The organism is Bacillus infantis (genome assembly GCF_020171945.1).
Lineage (GTDB): Bacteria > Bacillota > Bacilli > Bacillales > Cytobacillaceae > Bacillus_AB > Bacillus_AB infantis_A.
This window is the reverse complement of sequence record NZ_JAIVAP010000019.1, coordinates 71184-87837: the sequence shown is the minus strand read 5'-3', so window position 1 is coordinate 87837 and position 16654 is coordinate 71184. Positions and strand designations below refer to the sequence as shown.

10 protein-coding genes are annotated in these 16654 nt (G+C 39.3%); 8 read left to right on the top strand and 2 right to left on the bottom strand.

The genetic code is table 11. The features are described 5' to 3' along the window. Positions 1-530: 530 nt before the first annotated feature. Positions 531-689: a YjcZ family sporulation protein gene (locus tag LCM00_RS24790; protein WP_276537478.1), complete on the bottom strand. Its 159-nt coding sequence runs from the start codon at positions 687-689 to the stop codon at positions 531-533. Positions 690-878: 189 nt separating this feature from the next. Beyond that, complete coding sequence (locus LCM00_RS20210; RefSeq protein WP_224905413.1) at positions 879-1709, bottom strand: protein-glutamine gamma-glutamyltransferase; 831 nt, start codon at positions 1707-1709, stop codon at positions 879-881. 838 nt (positions 1710-2547) lie between these two features. Between LCM00_RS20210 and LCM00_RS20205 the strand changes: the two genes are divergently transcribed. The 8 genes from LCM00_RS20205 to LCM00_RS20170 all read left to right on the top strand — a co-directional run bounded on the left by LCM00_RS20205 (position 2548) and on the right by LCM00_RS20170 (position 16636). Beyond that, on the top strand, positions 2548-5052 hold the full coding sequence (locus LCM00_RS20205; protein ID WP_224905411.1) for a GH39 family glycosyl hydrolase: 2505 nt from the start codon (positions 2548-2550) through the stop codon (positions 5050-5052). A 509-nt stretch (positions 5053-5561) separates the two neighbouring features. Beyond that, positions 5562-8309 carry a glycoside hydrolase family 3 protein gene (locus tag LCM00_RS20200; RefSeq protein ID WP_224905409.1) on the top strand — a complete coding sequence of 916 codons (2748 nt, stop codon included), beginning with the start codon at positions 5562-5564 and terminating at the stop codon, positions 8307-8309. Positions 8310-8378: 69 nt separating this feature from the next. Then, the gene (locus tag LCM00_RS20195) at positions 8379-10712 is read left to right on the top strand and encodes a glycoside hydrolase family 3 C-terminal domain-containing protein (protein ID WP_224905407.1); all 2334 of its coding nucleotides are present in this window, start codon (positions 8379-8381) and stop codon (positions 10710-10712) included. A 389-nt stretch (positions 10713-11101) separates the two neighbouring features. After that, the gene (locus LCM00_RS20190; protein ID WP_224905405.1) at positions 11102-12796 is read left to right on the top strand and encodes a M3 family oligoendopeptidase; all 1695 of its coding nucleotides are present in this window, start codon (positions 11102-11104) and stop codon (positions 12794-12796) included. A 208-nt stretch (positions 12797-13004) separates the two neighbouring features. Further along, positions 13005-13973 (top strand): tRNA dihydrouridine synthase, encoded by a 969-nt coding sequence (locus LCM00_RS20185; protein ID WP_224905403.1) that lies wholly within the window; start codon positions 13005-13007, stop codon positions 13971-13973. A gap of 194 nt (positions 13974-14167) precedes the next feature. Then, positions 14168-15541, top strand: a complete 1374-nt coding sequence (locus LCM00_RS20180; protein ID WP_224905401.1) for an excalibur calcium-binding domain-containing protein — start codon at positions 14168-14170, stop codon at positions 15539-15541. Between the two features lie 111 nt (positions 15542-15652). Beyond that, complete coding sequence (locus tag LCM00_RS20175) at positions 15653-16120, top strand: VOC family protein (RefSeq protein WP_224905399.1); 468 nt, start codon at positions 15653-15655, stop codon at positions 16118-16120. Between the two features lie 234 nt (positions 16121-16354). Next, positions 16355-16636: a hypothetical protein gene (locus tag LCM00_RS20170; protein ID WP_224905397.1), complete on the top strand. Its 282-nt coding sequence runs from the start codon at positions 16355-16357 to the stop codon at positions 16634-16636. The last annotated feature ends 18 nt before the right edge of the window (positions 16637-16654 follow it).

Here is a 16654-nt window from a genome sequence, read left to right as displayed (position 1 = left end):
TTCCTCCCAAATCATACAGTTCTCGACAAACTTATGATAAGGGATGGGTGTTAAGGGTGGTCAACTTTTTGGTTAGCGAAAACCGCTAAAGTGGTCAACTTTTATTTTAGCGTTTACATATAATTTGTGAACAGATGTATTTAAAGAAAAGGGGGCATTATTCTAGAAGGATTAATGTTCTTTATTATGGAGACTCTTATGCTTAAACGGGGCGGGTTTGCCGAAATAAACCTTTTGCTTAGTTAGAAACTATCTATAGAAGTTGTATTTTGAATTGTAAAAATTATTGGCGAGCTGGTTTAAAAGAAACGATTCTTTATAGTGATTGACGGAAGCTAGTTTAATAAAAAGTAAGCAGCAGCCACTTCAAGAGTAGCAGCTCTTTGATTCAATATATGTTTAGTAAGAAATGAAAATCATTAAAAGAATATTAAATTATGTTTTTCTTAAATAAAAATAAGGCTTGAGGAGTTCCCCAAGTCCCTAGGTTGTTCTTTATCTCCAAATTTTCTTACCTCTAAGCACTGAAGTTAGCATTTTTTATCGCAGTAAAAGCTTGCCCCCACAATGATAAGTAAAATAAACAGAACTACAATTAAGAAAAAATCGTTCCGGTGACTAGGGCAGCTATAACTATAAGCAGGATATGGAGCTCCATAATCATATGCTGGGGATGTATAGGTAGGCATTGGGGCGACATTTGGAGCAACGTTTGGAGGAACATTTGCACTAAGAGTCGGCGGGGCGTTAAGATTTGAATACATGTATCATACCTCCCTCGAGTAATGAATTTCTCTATATAGTACTCTCGAAGGTGAGTTTGGAGCCCGTCTATAAAAAAATGGGCGAATGTCCGGGATTTTTGATATGTCCGGCTATTAGATTGAATAATAGAGATAGTGTACATATGAAATGGAGCTTTGGTTATGATGCACGATTGGTCGATGGGGTTTGTATGCTGCACTGTTCCTTTGCCAGCCTGCAGCTCTTAATAAATACTTAAAAGAAGGCCTTGTCACCAATTTTGTTATATATGCTGATTGCTGACTGTCCGGTTTTCTCGTCTCATTAAGGAGCCGAATCATCTCTTCTGATGTCCTTATATTAAATCCGTGTCCAAACAACCTGCCATCCTCAAGGAGCACAGCATTAACACCTCTGAAATGTGGTGTTTTTCGATCAAAGTCAGGATTATTTACGTACAGGACATCTCCAGGTATAAAATGATCAGAGTAAAAGGTGATGATGCCCAGGTCTGTATCTGTATGCCAGCTGTAGAGATATAGATTCTGAAACAGTGAATTAAACCCTTCGCTGCCGATACTATTCAATATGGCATGGTAATAGATGATTGGAATAGCTGTCGCACATTCAAATGCATAAAATGAACCGTTCCGATAAATATCTATGATTGCATCAGCCGGCCGCACATCTGGCCTTAATAGGAATCCGCCCGCTCTTGTTAATTGCCAGTACCTGGGATTGCAGCGGGCATATTCAAAGCTTGTAAACACAGCCTGACTTTTGTCCATTTCTTTCGCGCTTTGAATGATGTTCCTTCGCACTATAAGTTCAAAAAATAATTCATACTCGGAATTATAAGAAAACAAAACTGGTGCAGTCTGCATTTGTTCCATAATCGTTTTCTCAACACTTCCAAGGTGCCCATTTCCTTGATTTTGAAAAGGTACCCCTGATACTTGGATCATACAATCCCCCATTCCTGTTTCACTTTTCATTTGCACTCATAACTATCGTATTCTCTTATTTATGAATCATGTTAAAAAGAGCCAAGGGGTCAGGTCCCTTGGCTCAACAAACAAATCCGTTAAGGTAAATGATGTTCAGATTAGGAGTCCTAGAAAAATGAAGATACAGCTGCTTATGCTTATCCTACAGAACTTCTGCTCGGTGAAGGTTCTAATGAGGAAATAATTAAAAACAATGGACAAGTACTCGTTTCATCTGAAGTTGGCTTGAAAATTATTAGGGACTGGGAAGAAGAAGCCCATTTTATTCAAGATTTGCTGCCAAACCAGGCAGCTTTTATTATTCCAGAAAAGGGGCGCAGGATCGTGAAGGAATGGTTTTAAGAAAAACAGGAAGTTTGAGTGACCAGCAAGCCTTAACATAAGCGGAGATTCTCCAGTTAGGCCGCTGAATATGGCACGGGTGGGTGAAAATAAGCGGAGAATTTCCGGTTATTCGAAGCGAAGTAGTCCATTTTCCTGTTTTTTGAGTCGATAGGCGGAATTTCTCCATCTATTTGAGCTATTTTTAGAGGTTTTTTGAAAATAGGGGGAATTTCTCCGCTTATTTTTTAAACTGTCCCTGATCTCCTCATTGTGGTCCTGGAAGGTCCGCTCTTTTATGGCTGGGCGGGTAAGATGGGGGCTAACTGAAGAGGGTAGATTGAATTTAGTATTTTTTTCTCAGACTAAAGTCCAGCTTAATTTACACTTACATATAAACTATCCTCTAAACCGTGTCTTTCTAGTATATAATATCTACTAAACAAAATTATTAGAAAGCCAAGGAGAGTAGATCATGCAATACCAATATGAACAAATTAACTATCAAGCTGATCTGCCGGTTAATATATTCACCCAGACGGTCGAACGTTTTCCATATCATTGGCATGAAGATACAGAAATCCTTCTTATCTTGGATGGAGAACTCGAGATACGGATTGGCCAGGATCGTTACCAACTGAAGACTGGGGACATTTTTCTTGTTAATGGGAATGAGCTTCATTTTATTCATTCTCATACTAGCTATGGAAAAACTCAGGTATTAGCCATGCAGATGGATAGCAGGTATCTTAAAGATTTTGGTATTGATATGGAGTACAAACGATTCTACCTAAACTCAAGAGATGAACAAAACGCACCAAAAGCGATTATGGATGAACTGAAATTTATTCTTGCGAATATGATGGATTTGGTCATAAATAGGAAGAGTCACTACCATCTCAAAATGAAAAAGTGGTTATTGGAACTTGCAGTCATTCTTTTGGAGCATTTTGAGGTAAAGTCCAAAGCGGATTACAAGCAGCCTGATAGTGATCAGAGGCTCTTGGATATTTTAAAGTTTATGAATAAGAACTGCATGAAAGCAGGATTAAGCTTACAAGATACCGCAAATGAATTTACACTGAATCCTCAATATTTATCCAGATATTTTAAAGCGAAGGTAGGCATGTCATTCAAAAAGAAGCTGGATAATATGCGATTGAATAAGTCGCTGCAAGCGCTGCAAATAACGGATCAGACAGTTACGGAAATAGCATTGGAATATGGATTTCCCGATAGTAAAGCTTATTACCGTGTATTCAAAGAGGTTTTGGGAATAACACCCAAAGAGTATCGGAATGCTTATAAGGTGGAAATCGAAAACAGCATTTCTAAGGATTATCTTAGTATTAACAGCAGTGAGTCACTAGCCAGTTTGTTTAGGTATCTCAAAAGAGAAAGTAGTAACCAGGAAGTATTTAAGCGTGAGGCTCAGTTTGTTATCGTTGATCTGCACAAATTAAAAGAACCAATCCTTCATACATTTACTAATTTGCTGACTTTTGGGTATGCGCCATTAGCTTTGAGAAATGATTTTAACCAGCAGCTAAAACAGATTCAAAAGGAAATAGGCTTTAAGTATGTTCGATTTCATGGGATTTTTGCAGACCAGCTGCGTGTATATAATTCAAAATCCGATGGAACTTACTATTTTAATTTTAATAACATTGATGTGATTTTAGATAACTTGCTCGAGGCAAAGGTTAAACCGTTTATTGAAATAGGGTTTATGCCTAAGGAATTGGCAACGACAGAGCATACGATCTTTTTATGGGAAGCTTACGTGTCACCACCAAAAAGAATGGATAGATGGAAAGAGTTAATTGAAGCATTTGTCAGGCATTTGATTAATCGATATGGATTGGATGAAGTGAGAACGTGGTATTTTGAGTTTTGGAACGAGCCGGAAGTCCCATTCTTCTGGAGGGGGACCAGAGAGGAATTCTTCACCCTGTTTGCCGAGACATATAAAACAATTAAATCAATCGATGCCAAAATTAAACTAGGTGGATTTGGTGGTATTAACTTTAGTAACTACCAATCATGGATGGATGATTTTAATCATTATGCATCAAGAAATGATATAGATCTCGACTTTTTCACTTTTCACGTCTACAATCTTGCTCGAAAACCAGATACCGATGCACAAGTGAATCATAAAACGTCAAGTGCGGATATCAATAGTGTGACTGATTTTAAGACCATCATGATTGGTGATGAAAAAAATCTAATGTTAACTATTGACTCAGTGGTTGAAAAAAGCAGGGCACTCCACAAAGATCCCAAAGAGATTTGGATTACTGAATGGAACGGAAATAGTGACAGCCAGGATTTACTTCATGACACATGTTACATGGCAGCTTTCATTGCAAAAACGGCGGTTGAAAATTTCGGAAAGGTAAGTGGAATGGGATATTGGACATTTACCGATTTGTTTGAAGAGTTTAGGCAAAAAATGCCCCTATACCATGGAGGATTCGGCCTCATGACCTATAACGGCATTAAAAAAGCCGGCTATCATGCTTTCTATTTTTTAAGTAAGCTAGGAGATAAATTAGTAGCGAAAAACGAAAATATGATCGTTACTAAAAGAGGCGAGGATTATCAAATTTTGATTTATAACTATAGCCATCCTAACTATTTATATCGCACCTTTGATTACTCCCAATTGTCGCAGACCAGCCGGTATTCTGTCTTTGATAATGAGAAGGTCCAGGCATATCAGGTTACTTTAAATGGCATTGATGGCAACTATCGCATTAAAAAACAATATGTAAACCGAAAGCAAGGTTCATCCTACGATGCCTGGGTCGAGATTGGAGCTCCCATCGATATTGACGATGAAACGGTTTCCTACTTAAAGGGAAAAGCAGAACCTGGTTTAAAAATAGAGAATATAATTGCAAATCAGACCTATACACTGAATACAGAACTGCAGGCCCATGAAATACAATTAATTGAGATCAAAAAAAGTTATTGAACATCTGTTATTAAGCCATTCGCCAAAGGTTAAGCGAATGGCTTTTTTTACTTTAGGTCACTAATGGGTAAAAAGCACCTTCAGGTCAGTTCAATGTCAAAAATCGTAACAATCTTTTAGAAGATTTTCTTAAATATTTTTAAAGGCAGTCAACAATTGGAATTTAAATTCTATTGTATTGGAATGAAGTATGCCAAAAGTCTCTATATACTTGGCTTACCTGCTTCGATTGTTTCATCTGAAATTTGGTACCGCTTTCTGTTTACAACATCAATATCCAAGGAGAAAGACAAAATGCTTAAGCGGTACGATATAATTCATACTCTTTCAGACAATAATGGAAGCGTTAACTTTTTGGATTTAAAGAGAAGATTCATCAGAAATTATTTGTTTGAGTTGGAAAAGTGGCTCTTTCTAATAGCGAAAGCAGGTATCTGTGCACTTAATAAAAGTTCACCATGATGTTTATTTGAAATGAAATAAGGGCGATAGGGCAGGAGGGGTTCATTATGTTTGATTACTATAAAAAGAGAAAAGCCTGGAAGAGAGAAATTTTGGATCGAGTGAAAGAAGATAAAGCAAAGCATAAAGAAAGAAAGCAAGAAATTTCTGCTTTGCCTGAAGCAGAAAGAAAAGAAGCCATAAAACGTGAAAAGCTATGGCAAAAAGAACAGAAACTTCAAAGAAAAAAAGAATTAAAATCATTAAGCCGCAAGGAAAGAAAAGTAAGAAAAAAAGAAAATAAAATGTACAAAAAAATGAAAAATAGACCAGCAAGGGCTACAGCCTGGTCAGTTGCTGCTCTGCTGTTGCTGGCAGTTGGTATAACAGCGGGACCAACAGTTTCCAGCATCGCCGGGAACGTGACTGGCAGGCATATTACACTTAATACCACAACTGCAGAAGGTGTCAAAGCCAGAGAAACTGCTGATGCTGTCGCAGAAGATATTTCGAATGAGGGAATCGTGTTATTGAAAAATGAGAATAACTCACTCCCGCTTGCAGACAAAAAGATCAATGTATTTGGTACTGCTGCATTTAGTTTTAAATATGGCGGGGGCGGCTCTGGTGCTTCAGATCAATCTCGGGCTGTAAATTTATTTGAAGCACTTAAGAATGCTGGAATTGATTATAATCAGGAATTATATGATTATTACGCAGGGTTGCTAGAACTGAAAGAGGTTTCAGGCAAGTCTGATACTGGAGTTGTTCAAGTCGTTAAAGGAATGGTAAGCAGTGAAGAGGCAGCTGGAGAACCAGATGTAACGGATGAAGCTCTAAATCAGGCGAAAGAGTACTCTGAAAATGCGATGATTATAGTTCAAAGTGATGCTGTTGAAGCATCAGATGTAAGCAGTGATCAATTAGAGTTATCAGATGAAATGCATGATCTAATTGGAGAAATAACGGAGAACTTTAGTAATGTTACAATCGTCGTAAATGCTGGAAACACTTTGGAATTAGGATTTGTGGATGAATATCCAAGTATTCAATCGGTTCTCTGGGTGGGAACCCCGGGACCATTTGGAACCAATTCACTTGCCAAAGTATTATCAGGTGAATTAAACCCTTCTGGCCGCATTACTGATACGTATGTCTATGACGTAAATTCTTCGCCGGCGAGTGAGAATTTCGGAGACTATCAGTATGAGAATTTAGATAAAGCTTATCTTAATTATGAAGAAGGAATCTATGTAGGCTACAGATTCTACGAAACTTATTATCAAGGAAATGAAGAAGGATACCAGCAAGCTGTTCAATTTCCTTTTGGTTCAGGCTTAAGTTATACAAAATTTGATTGGAATATAACAGATCAGCGATTAAATAATGATTCTATTGAAATAAAAGTAGAGGTGAAAAATACTGGTGCAGCTGCCGGTAAAGATGTTGTTCAAGTGTACTATTCTCCTCCCTATTCACCAGGAGGAATTGAGAAGTCTGCCATAAACTTAGCTGCATTTGCAAAAACAAAAACTCTTGAGCCAGGAGAGTCTGAAGTATTAACTATAAATTTTGACACAAGAAATATGGCTTCATACGATATGGGGAATGAGAAATATATTTTAGAAAAAGGAACTTATCAAATAAAACTTGGTAAAAATGTGCATGAGATTGACACCACTATAAACTTTGCACTATCTGAAGACATTGTGTATCAAACAGATGCTGACACAGGAACTGAATACAAAAATCGGTTTACACAATCAGAAAATGAACTAACTGTACTTTCCCGTAATGATTGGGAAGGAACATACCCATCAGATAAAGATGATTCAAAAATTGCTTCAGATAAAGTCATTGAGAGAGTACAAGGGAATGATATTGGTGAAGATGCAGAAATGCCTGCCACGGGTGCTGACAATGGTCTCAAGTTAGAGGACTTAAAAGGACTGGAATATAATGATCCTTTGTGGGGTGATTTCTTAGACCAGCTAACTATTGAACAAATGATCGATTATGTGACGGAAGGAGCATACCATACAAGAGCTATCGATGAACTTGGGGTACCGAGGACGGTGTTATTGGATGGACCTGCCGGATTTAATTTCTTTTTTAAGAAGTTTGAAGCCGGTGCTTATCCAAGTGAAATCGTCATAGCCTCAACCTGGAATAAAGATTTAGCCTACGATATGGGAGAAGTAATTGGAAAAGAAGCAAGGGCTTACGGAATTCACGGATGGTACGCTCCAGCTCTAAATGTTCACCGCACTGCACAAGGCGGGAGAAACTTTGAATATATGTCAGAAGATCCTGTATTAAACGGCAGAATTGGTGCTAATTTATCAAAAGGTGCTCAAGACCAGGGGATTATTGTATTCATGAAACACTTTATCATGAATGAGCAAGAAACAAATGCCCGTTCCGGTATGCTTGTATGGTCAAATGAACAAGCCATGCGGGAGATACACCTGCGTCCATTCGAAATCACTGTAAAAGAGGCTGGTGTAACTGGGGCAATGTCCAGTTTCTCTTATATTGATGGAAAATGGGCAAATCCAGAATTATTGAATGGAATGCTAAGAGATGAGTGGGGGTTTGAAGGGATCGTATCATCGGATGCTGTGTTCGGCTTCATGGAACCGCAAAAAGCCATTACTTCGGGCAATGATTTGATGTTAGATATTCTGTCGGTTCCAAAAAATAAAAAGCTCTTAGAAGAATCATATAATGAGCATCCGGAAGCGATTACAGCAGGACTGCGGAATAGCATGCATCATTCACTATATGCAATACTTCAAACGTACCTTTTTGACTAAACAACTTAGATATATGGGGAGGGCGGATCCGCCTTCTTCCTATTTTTTATGAAAGAGCGGCGGTGTAGAATGAAACATACAGATCTAATTAAACAAATGACATTGGAAGAGAAAGCTTCCCTTATGTCTGGACAAAACTTTTGGAATACGAAGCCGATTGAACGTCTCGGCATTCCTTCCATTATGCTGACCGATGGACCGCATGGACTGCGCAAACAAGGCGGGAAGGCTGATCATCTCGGATTAAACAAAAGCTTGCCGGCAACTTGTTATCCAACAGCCGCAACCCTGGCGAATAGCTGGGACAAGTCACTTATATATAAGGTAGGACAAGATATTGGCAAGGAAGCCCGCAGTGAAAAAGTAAGTGTTTTACTTGGACCGGGATTAAATATTAAACGTAACCCACTATGCGGACGTAATTTTGAATATTTCTCTGAAGATCCGTACCTGACTGGTGAGCTGGCCAGTGAAATGGTAAAAGGCATTCAGTCAAACAGTATTTCAGCTTGCCCTAAGCATTATGCAGTCAATAGTCAGGAGCATATGCGAATGACGATTGATGAAATTGTAGATGAACGTTCGCTACGGGAAATTTATTTAACAGGTTTTGAGAAGGTTGTAAAAGAAAGTAACCCATCTACAATGATGTCTTCTTATAATAAGGTGAATGGAGAATATGCAAATGAAAATCAGCATCTTGCTGATATCCTATATTCTGAATGGGGATTTGAAGGTGTCGTCGTAACTGACTGGGGAGGAAATAATGACCGTGTTGCAGGGTTAAAGGCTCATAATCAGTTAGAAATGCCATCTACTAACGGAATAACAGATAAAGAAATTGTTGAAGCAATAAAAACAGGAAGACTTGATGAATCAATATTGGATGAAGCAGTGGATCAATTGCTGAATCTAATTTATAAAGTTCATGTTGATGATAAAGAAACAGTGCAGGTTGATTATGAAAATCATCACAACAAGGCAGTTGAAGCTGCCCGTCAGTCTATAGTACTTCTTAAAAATGAAAATAATATACTCCCACTTAAAGCAGGAACGGAAGTAGCAGTTATTGGTGATTTTGCGAAAGATCCAAGATATCAAGGTGCAGGAAGTTCATTGATAAATCCCTATAAACTAAGTAATCCGTTTGATAGTTTACAAAAGTCTTCTTTGAAAATAGCTGGCTATGCACAAGGTTTTAAGCGAATGGGAGCCAAGAGCAGCACATTACTTCAAGAAGCAACACGCCTTGCGGAATCTGCTGAAGCAGTGCTTTTATTTATTGGGCTTGATGAAAGTAAAGAAGCAGAAGGGGTAGATAGAAAAGATTTAAAACTAGCGCAAAATCAGTTAGAACTTGTTGAATCTTTAGCTAAGGTAAATGAGAATGTGATTGTTGTATTATCTGGTGGCGGAGCCCTTGAATTACCATTTGCAGATAAGGTATCAGGAATTATACACACTTATCTTTCCGGACAAGGCGGAGGGGAGGCTGTCGTTGATATATTGCTCGGAAAATCGAATCCAAGCGGAAAATTAAGTGAAACATTCCCAATCCGTTACACCGATGTTCCATCCTCCTCGTACTACCCTGGAAATCAAGCGACCAGTGAACATAGAGAAGGGCTGTTCATTGGTTATAGATATTATGAAACAGCAAATATCCCTGTACGTTATCCATTTGGATTTGGGCTTTCGTATACTACTTTCGAGTACACTGATATTGCAATCGATGGCTTAGCTGTAAATTTTAATCTAACAAATACAGGCAAATTCGCTGGGGCAGAAATTGTTCAACTGTATATTGAAAAAGAAGATTCGGTCATTTTCCGTTCAAAAAAGGAACTCAAATCGTTTGAAAAAGTCTACTTGGAACCAGGTGAGACGAAGCAAGTAACTCTAGTTTTAACAGAACGTGATTTCTCTTACTATAATCCTGAAATCAAAAATTGGGAGGTAGAGTCAGGGAATTATAAGGTTCAAATAGGAAGCTCAATTCAAGATATTCATCTAGAGAAAATGATTGAGATGGCTGGTGTTTCTCCATCTGTGTTCTTAAAAAGTGAATATCCCCATTATGCATCGGCTAACGTAAAGGACATCCCTGATTTAGAATTTGAAAAGGCGTTAGGAAGAAAACTCCCCGCTGCAAATTGGGATCCTCATAAAGAATTAGGGATGAATGATACGATAAATCAAGCACAGTATAAAAACTGGTTAGGAAAATTGCTATATCGTTCTATTATGTTTTTCCATTACTTTTTTAACAAAATAGGAAAACCATTAACGGCAAATAACGTGTACTTTGTTATTAATATGCCATTTAGGCAAATTGACCGCTTCTCAGGCGGGAAAGTAAGTAAAAAGAATGTCGAGAGATTACTGCGCTGGATAAATCGATAATATTCAACTCTTTCACCAATAGTAATGTTAGGATGGCAAAATGTTATTGTACTGACATGAATCTTAATCGGCCATCAAGAAATTAGATGCTTTGTTATTCACCTAAAAATGCGTTCATATTTTAGAGTTAACCAGTTTTTACTGGTTGCTCTTTTTTATTGGACAAGTTTCAGTATTTACCTAAAATGCAAAAAACAACAGCTCAAGAAAAACATTTTCAAAAGCTGGCGTGTCCCTAATTGATGTAATTTACAGGTTCACTCTAAATGTTTTAGATCAACATCTTATATTTCGAAAAACGAAATTTTCTTCTAAAACTAAAAGGAATTTGTCTCAATCTGCCGAAATATGTACGTATGATATTTTTACTACATAAGGAGGATACCTTCATGAACTTTAATGACTACCCATACACAAGACCTAATATGGAAGAGGTTGAAGGAAATTTCAATCAATTATTAGAGAGGTTCCAATCTGCTGAGTCCTTTGAGGTACAGGACGGGGTCATGCAGGAAATCAATGAGCTGCGTTCTGAGTTTGACAGCATGAGAACGATTGTTCAGATCCGTCAGACGATTGATACGACGGATGAGTTTTATAAGAAAGAAAAGGATTTTTTCAATGAAGTGGGGCCAGCCTACAAGGGTCTGATCACAAAATTTTATGAGGCCCTCACAGGTTCAAAATTTCGCTCTCAGCTGGAAGATAAGTGGGGTAAGCAGTTATTCTTATTGGCGGACAGTCAGTTAAAGACGTTTTCTCCTGATGTGCTGAAGGAAATGCAGGAAGAAAACAAGCTGGTTAGTGAGTATGTTGATCTGCTTGCTTCAGCTAAAATCCCATTTGATGGGGAAGTAAAAAATCTGGCCCAGTTAGTTCCTTACCACCAGTCACCTGACCGCAGCATCAGGAAGGAATCCAATGAAGCGAAGTACAGCTTTTTCGTTGAGCATGCCGATCAATTGGATGAATTATACGATAAGCTTGTAAAAGTGCGTACTCGTATTGCCAAGAAGCTGGGATTCTCTTCTTTTACAGAGTTAGCTTATGCCAGGCTTTCCCGTACGGATTATGATGCTGAATTGGTAGCCAAGTTCCGTGACCAGGTGAAAGAGTACATCGTTCCTTTGGCAACCAAACTAAAGGAAAGACAGCAGGAACGCATTGGCGTTGATACATTTAGGTATTATGATGACAGCTTCAGCTTTAAGACGGGGAATCCTGATCCGAAAGGCGATGCAGAGTGGATTGTCGATCAGGCGAAGAAAATGTATGAGGAAATGTCCCGGGAAACGAATGAGTTTTACACTTATATGGTGGAAAACAACCTGATGGACCTGTTAAGCAAAGCAGGTAAGGCTGGCGGTGGGTACTGCACTTATATCCCGCAACACAAGTCACCATACATATTTGCAAACTTTAATGGGACAAAAGGGGATGTTAAAGTATTAAAGCATGAAGTGGGGCATGCGTTCCAGGTATTTGAAAGCCGTGGATTTGAAGTGCCTGAGTATGGTTTCCCTACGCTGGAAGCATGTGAAATCCACTCGATGAGCATGGAATTCTTCGCCTGGCCTTGGATGGACCTTTTCTTCGGGGAAGATACGGATAAGTATAAATTCTCTCATTTAAGTGAAGCGGTACTGTTTATTCCTTATGGTGTAGCAGTCGATGAATTCCAGCATTTTGTGTACAGCAACCCGGAAGCAAGTCCAGCTGAGCGCAAGCAGGCCTGGAGAGAAATCGAGAAGAAGTACTTGCCGCATCGCAATTATGAAGGAAATGACTTCCTGGAAAATGGCGGCTTCTGGCAGCAGCAGGGACATATTTACAAAGTTCCTTTCTATTATATCGATTACACACTGGCTCAAATCTGCGCACTGCAATTCTGGAAGCGTACGCAGGAAAATACTGAAGAAGCCTGGAAGGATTACCTGCACTTAAGTAAGCTGGGCGGAAGCCAATCGTTCACAGAACTTGTTAAAGAAGCGAATTTAATTTCACCTTTTGAAGATGGCTGTGTGAAGTCTGTGATTGATGAAATTGAAGCTTATTTGAATACAGTTGATGATAAGGCACTTTAAAAGGTATTATTTTGGGGATTGGCCGATATAAGGGGCCAATCTCCTTTTTTGCTGCCTCTAATTGTAGTTTATAATATTCAAAATTTACTTTAGTTTGATAAAAACTGCCTGCTCGTGCTATAAGTGTATATGGAGCAAAAACTTTTGCCTAAGTTCTGGGATGAAAGTATGATAGAATATCCCATGATGAAAGGATTTGATTTTCAACATGACTAACAATTTCTGGCGTGAATTGCCACGGCCATTTTTTATACTTGCACCAATGGAAGATGTGACGGATGTTGTGTTCCGCCATGTCGTGAGCGAAGCAGCTAGGCCTGATGTGTTTTTTACTGAGTTTACGAATACGGAAAGCTATTGCCACCCGGAGGGAAACCAGAGTGTGCGCGGGCGTTTGACTTTTACGGAAGATGAACAGCCGATGGTTGCCCATATTTGGGGAGACAAGCCAGAATTTTTCCGGCAGACGAGTATTGGTGTGGCGGAGCAGGGTTTCCGCGGCATTGATATCAATATGGGATGTCCGGTCCCAAATGTGGCTCAAAGAGGAAAGGGAAGCGGCCTGATCCTCCGTCCTGATGTGGCTGCAGAGATTGTGCAGGCAGCAAAAGCGGGCGGATTGCCTGTCAGTGTGAAGACTAGGCTTGGCTATACTGAAGTAGATGAGTGGCAGGACTGGCTCACACACATTCTGGAACAGGATATCGCTAATCTTTCAATCCATCTTCGGACTCGCAAAGAGATGAGTGAAGTAGATGCTCACTGGGAGCTGATCCCGGAAATCAAGAAGCTTCGTGACCGTGTGGCTCCGGATACTCTTTTGACAATCAACGGAGATATCCTTGACCGCCAAGCCGGCCAGCAGCTCGTTGATCAATATGGTGTCGATGGTGTGATGATTGGCCGCGGTATTTTTAAAAATCCATTTGCCTTTGAAAAAGAGCCGAAAGATCATACTCCTAAAGAACTGCTTGATCTCTTGAGATTGCACCTGGATCTTCATGATAAAAATTCGAAAGAACTGGAAGCACGTCCGTTCAGGGCCCTTCACCGCTTTTTCAAGATTTATGTGAAAGGGTTCCGTGGTGCGGGTGAATTAAGAAATAGACTGATGAACACGGATTCCACAGATGATGTACGTGCAATGCTTGATAATTTTGAGGGTACGATAGAGTGATGTGATTAAGACTTCAACTATAGGTTGAGGTCTTTTTTCTATGTGTTCAGTGTGCCTCAACGTCATATATACCAATCATTACCTCATCTTTTATCCACACTCCAATGACAATTTCTGCAAATAATATGCTACCATACACAAGGGTATTATTACTTATAACAGCTAGAGATATTACACAGGGGGAAACATCAGGTATGGACAAGTGGATTGGGAACCACCCGACAGTGCGGCAGAAGGCGCTTAAGGCGAAATATAAAAAAATGTTAGAGGGGGATAAATGGGGGTTCCTTGGTGAACATGAAATAGTTCTAAAGATCATCGAGGGTGAGATTTGTAAAGAAAAGCAAGGCATTTTGGCACTTACTGATAGACGCGTGATATTAATCTCACAATCTGATAATAGTTCGCATCCTTATTCCTCTATACATAGCATCCGTATGACGCAGGATGAAAAAAATAAGCATGAATGGAAGCTGAGCTTTTATTCGCGCATAGGTTTTGTTGCTGTAGATAAGATTTCGAAGAATGATGATTTTGAAGAATTTTTCTTTATTCTCAACCAAAAGGTGCAAAATCCGGAGCGCAGTGTTAGAACATCAGTGACACATGACTTCAATTACTTTTTGCATGCAGAGCGCTTGAAAGAATTAAGGAAGCAAGGTGTGGTCCTTACACCTTTTTTGAAGAAGAGGGATGATCAGGGAACCAAGTCAAATGGTCTGCGGCTGCTGAAAGAGAAGCACCCTGATGCTCTATTTATAGTCCAGGGCAATTGCGTTAAAGAGAAGACAGAAGGCAATTTTATTGTTGTTGATGATGCAGTGTATCTCTATCAATATGATGATAAAGAGCGGATTGCAGCCGTTCTATACACCTGGGCTCTTAGGGCTTTCAATGGAAGCACGATCGATTATTTTGCCCTTAAAACAGTCGTTGCTTTTGATGGCGGGGAGCTGACTTTCCATTCCAAAGGGAAAGAGTTTGCTGAACTGCTCAATGGAAAAGGCGCCTTTTTCACGGTTCAAAAAAGGAAGTGGCATCAGAAATTACTCGGTTTTCGGAGCGGTAAGCTCTGGAAGAAGGGCATAGCCTCTCTTTCTTACCTTCTCATTTTAACTTTATGCCTGACGATGATTTTTTGGGAAGCAGAGGCTGAGGATAAGAAACCTTCACACCAGGAAAGTGTGAAGGTGAATGCCGATTCTGATAAAGCTGCGGCTGAATCAGAAGAAACAGCACGTTTAGCTGCTGAACAAAAGAAGAAGGAAGAAGAAGCTGCACGACTGGCTGCAGAGAAAAAAGCGAAAGAAGAAGAAGCTGCCCGGATTGCAGCTGAACAAAAGCAAAAGGAAGAAGCCGCGCGTCTTGAAGCAGATAGAAAAGCAAAAGAAGAAGCAGCCCGTCTTGCAGCGGAGCAAAAGAAAAAAGAAGAAGCTGCAGCAGCCAGAGTGACTTATAAAAATTGCTCTGCTGTAAAAGCTGCAGGAGCCGATCCAATCAGGACCGGTGATCCCGGGTACTCAAGAAAACTTGACCGTGACGGGGATGGAGTAGCCTGTGAATGGTAAAGAGTGATTTTATCGGTCTATTGTTGTAGTTAATCTTCATTAATTCGCCGGAGCCATTTAATGCCTTTTCCTTCTAAAATTAAAGCATCACTTATAGGAAGGAAGAGGCATATGAAAAACGCTGGACTATATGAAACACACGTTAGCACGAAAAATCTAAGCAATGCTATTCAATTTTACCAGGAGCTGCAATTGGAATTGGCTTATACAGTTGAAGAAAGAGGAGCTGCCTTCTTTTGGCTGGGGGATCCATCCAGGAAAGAACAAATGCTGGGTATCTGGGAGGTGCCTGAAGACAGGTTCACACCTTCTCACTTCGCTTTCTCAGTGTCACTTAAGGAGCTGTTGGAGGTACCTGATTATCTGGCCCGGAAAGGGATAGACCTTTCCCCATCATTTGGCTTAGATGCGAGCGAACCTGTAGTTCATCCATGGATGCCTTCTGCCAGTTTTTATTTTATGGACTTGGATGGTAATTCATTGGAATATATAACAGTACTAAATCAGGAGCCTAATTATAATCTTAATGCAATGCATCTCAGTAAGTGGTTAGAGATAAATAATCATTTTGCAGGTTAACAGGTGCCTGTCACATGTGGAAATTGTCGCTCAATCAATTCCCGCATGTGATGGGCATCTTTTTTTAGAAAGATGGACTGTTATTTTTTTGATAATAAGAAGGTCTTTGTAAAAGGAATCTTGTATTAAATATAAAGAACCGCATCATTAGTAACTATGAAGATCATCTCTGTGAAAATAACAAGTCTCTTTATGTATGTTTTCAAATACTTTTTTGTCGGAGGAGAAGAAAAAGTGGAGATTGAAATAGATAATTACAATATAATAAAAGCAGATGGGTTTAAGGGATTTGAGATCAATTTTGAAGTAGAGGACCAAGCTTTTTTATTCATACTAGGCGATAACAGTGAACCTTTTACCATAGGAGTAAAACATCATTTTAGAGTTAAAGCCATTTGCACACGCTGTGGTAAAGTTATTTATCCATCACTTTTTGGACAACAGCTTTGTACATATTTTTCTTATAATAAGCAGCAGGAATTAATGGATTATTTTGCTCCATCTTTGCCAAAATAATAAAATTCTCTCTGCAGA

Excerpts from the sequence above, each read along its gene's own strand:
- LCM00_RS24790 (WP_276537478.1), bottom strand. The coding sequence starts at position 689 with ATGCCTACCTATACATCCCCAGCATATGATTATGGAGCTCCATATCCT.
- LCM00_RS20210 (WP_224905413.1), bottom strand. The coding sequence starts at position 1,709 with ATGATCCAAGTATCAGGGGTACCTTTTCAAAATCAAGGAAATGGGCAC.
- LCM00_RS20205 (WP_224905411.1), top strand. The coding sequence starts at position 2,548 with ATGCAATACCAATATGAACAAATTAACTATCAAGCTGATCTGCCGGTT.
- LCM00_RS20200 (WP_224905409.1), top strand. The coding sequence starts at position 5,562 with ATGTTTGATTACTATAAAAAGAGAAAAGCCTGGAAGAGAGAAATTTTG.
- LCM00_RS20195 (WP_224905407.1), top strand. The coding sequence starts at position 8,379 with ATGAAACATACAGATCTAATTAAACAAATGACATTGGAAGAGAAAGCT.
- LCM00_RS20190 (WP_224905405.1), top strand. The coding sequence starts at position 11,102 with ATGAACTTTAATGACTACCCATACACAAGACCTAATATGGAAGAGGTT.
- LCM00_RS20185 (WP_224905403.1), top strand. The coding sequence starts at position 13,005 with ATGACTAACAATTTCTGGCGTGAATTGCCACGGCCATTTTTTATACTT.
- LCM00_RS20180 (WP_224905401.1), top strand. The coding sequence starts at position 14,168 with ATGGACAAGTGGATTGGGAACCACCCGACAGTGCGGCAGAAGGCGCTT.
- LCM00_RS20175 (WP_224905399.1), top strand. The coding sequence starts at position 15,653 with ATGAAAAACGCTGGACTATATGAAACACACGTTAGCACGAAAAATCTA.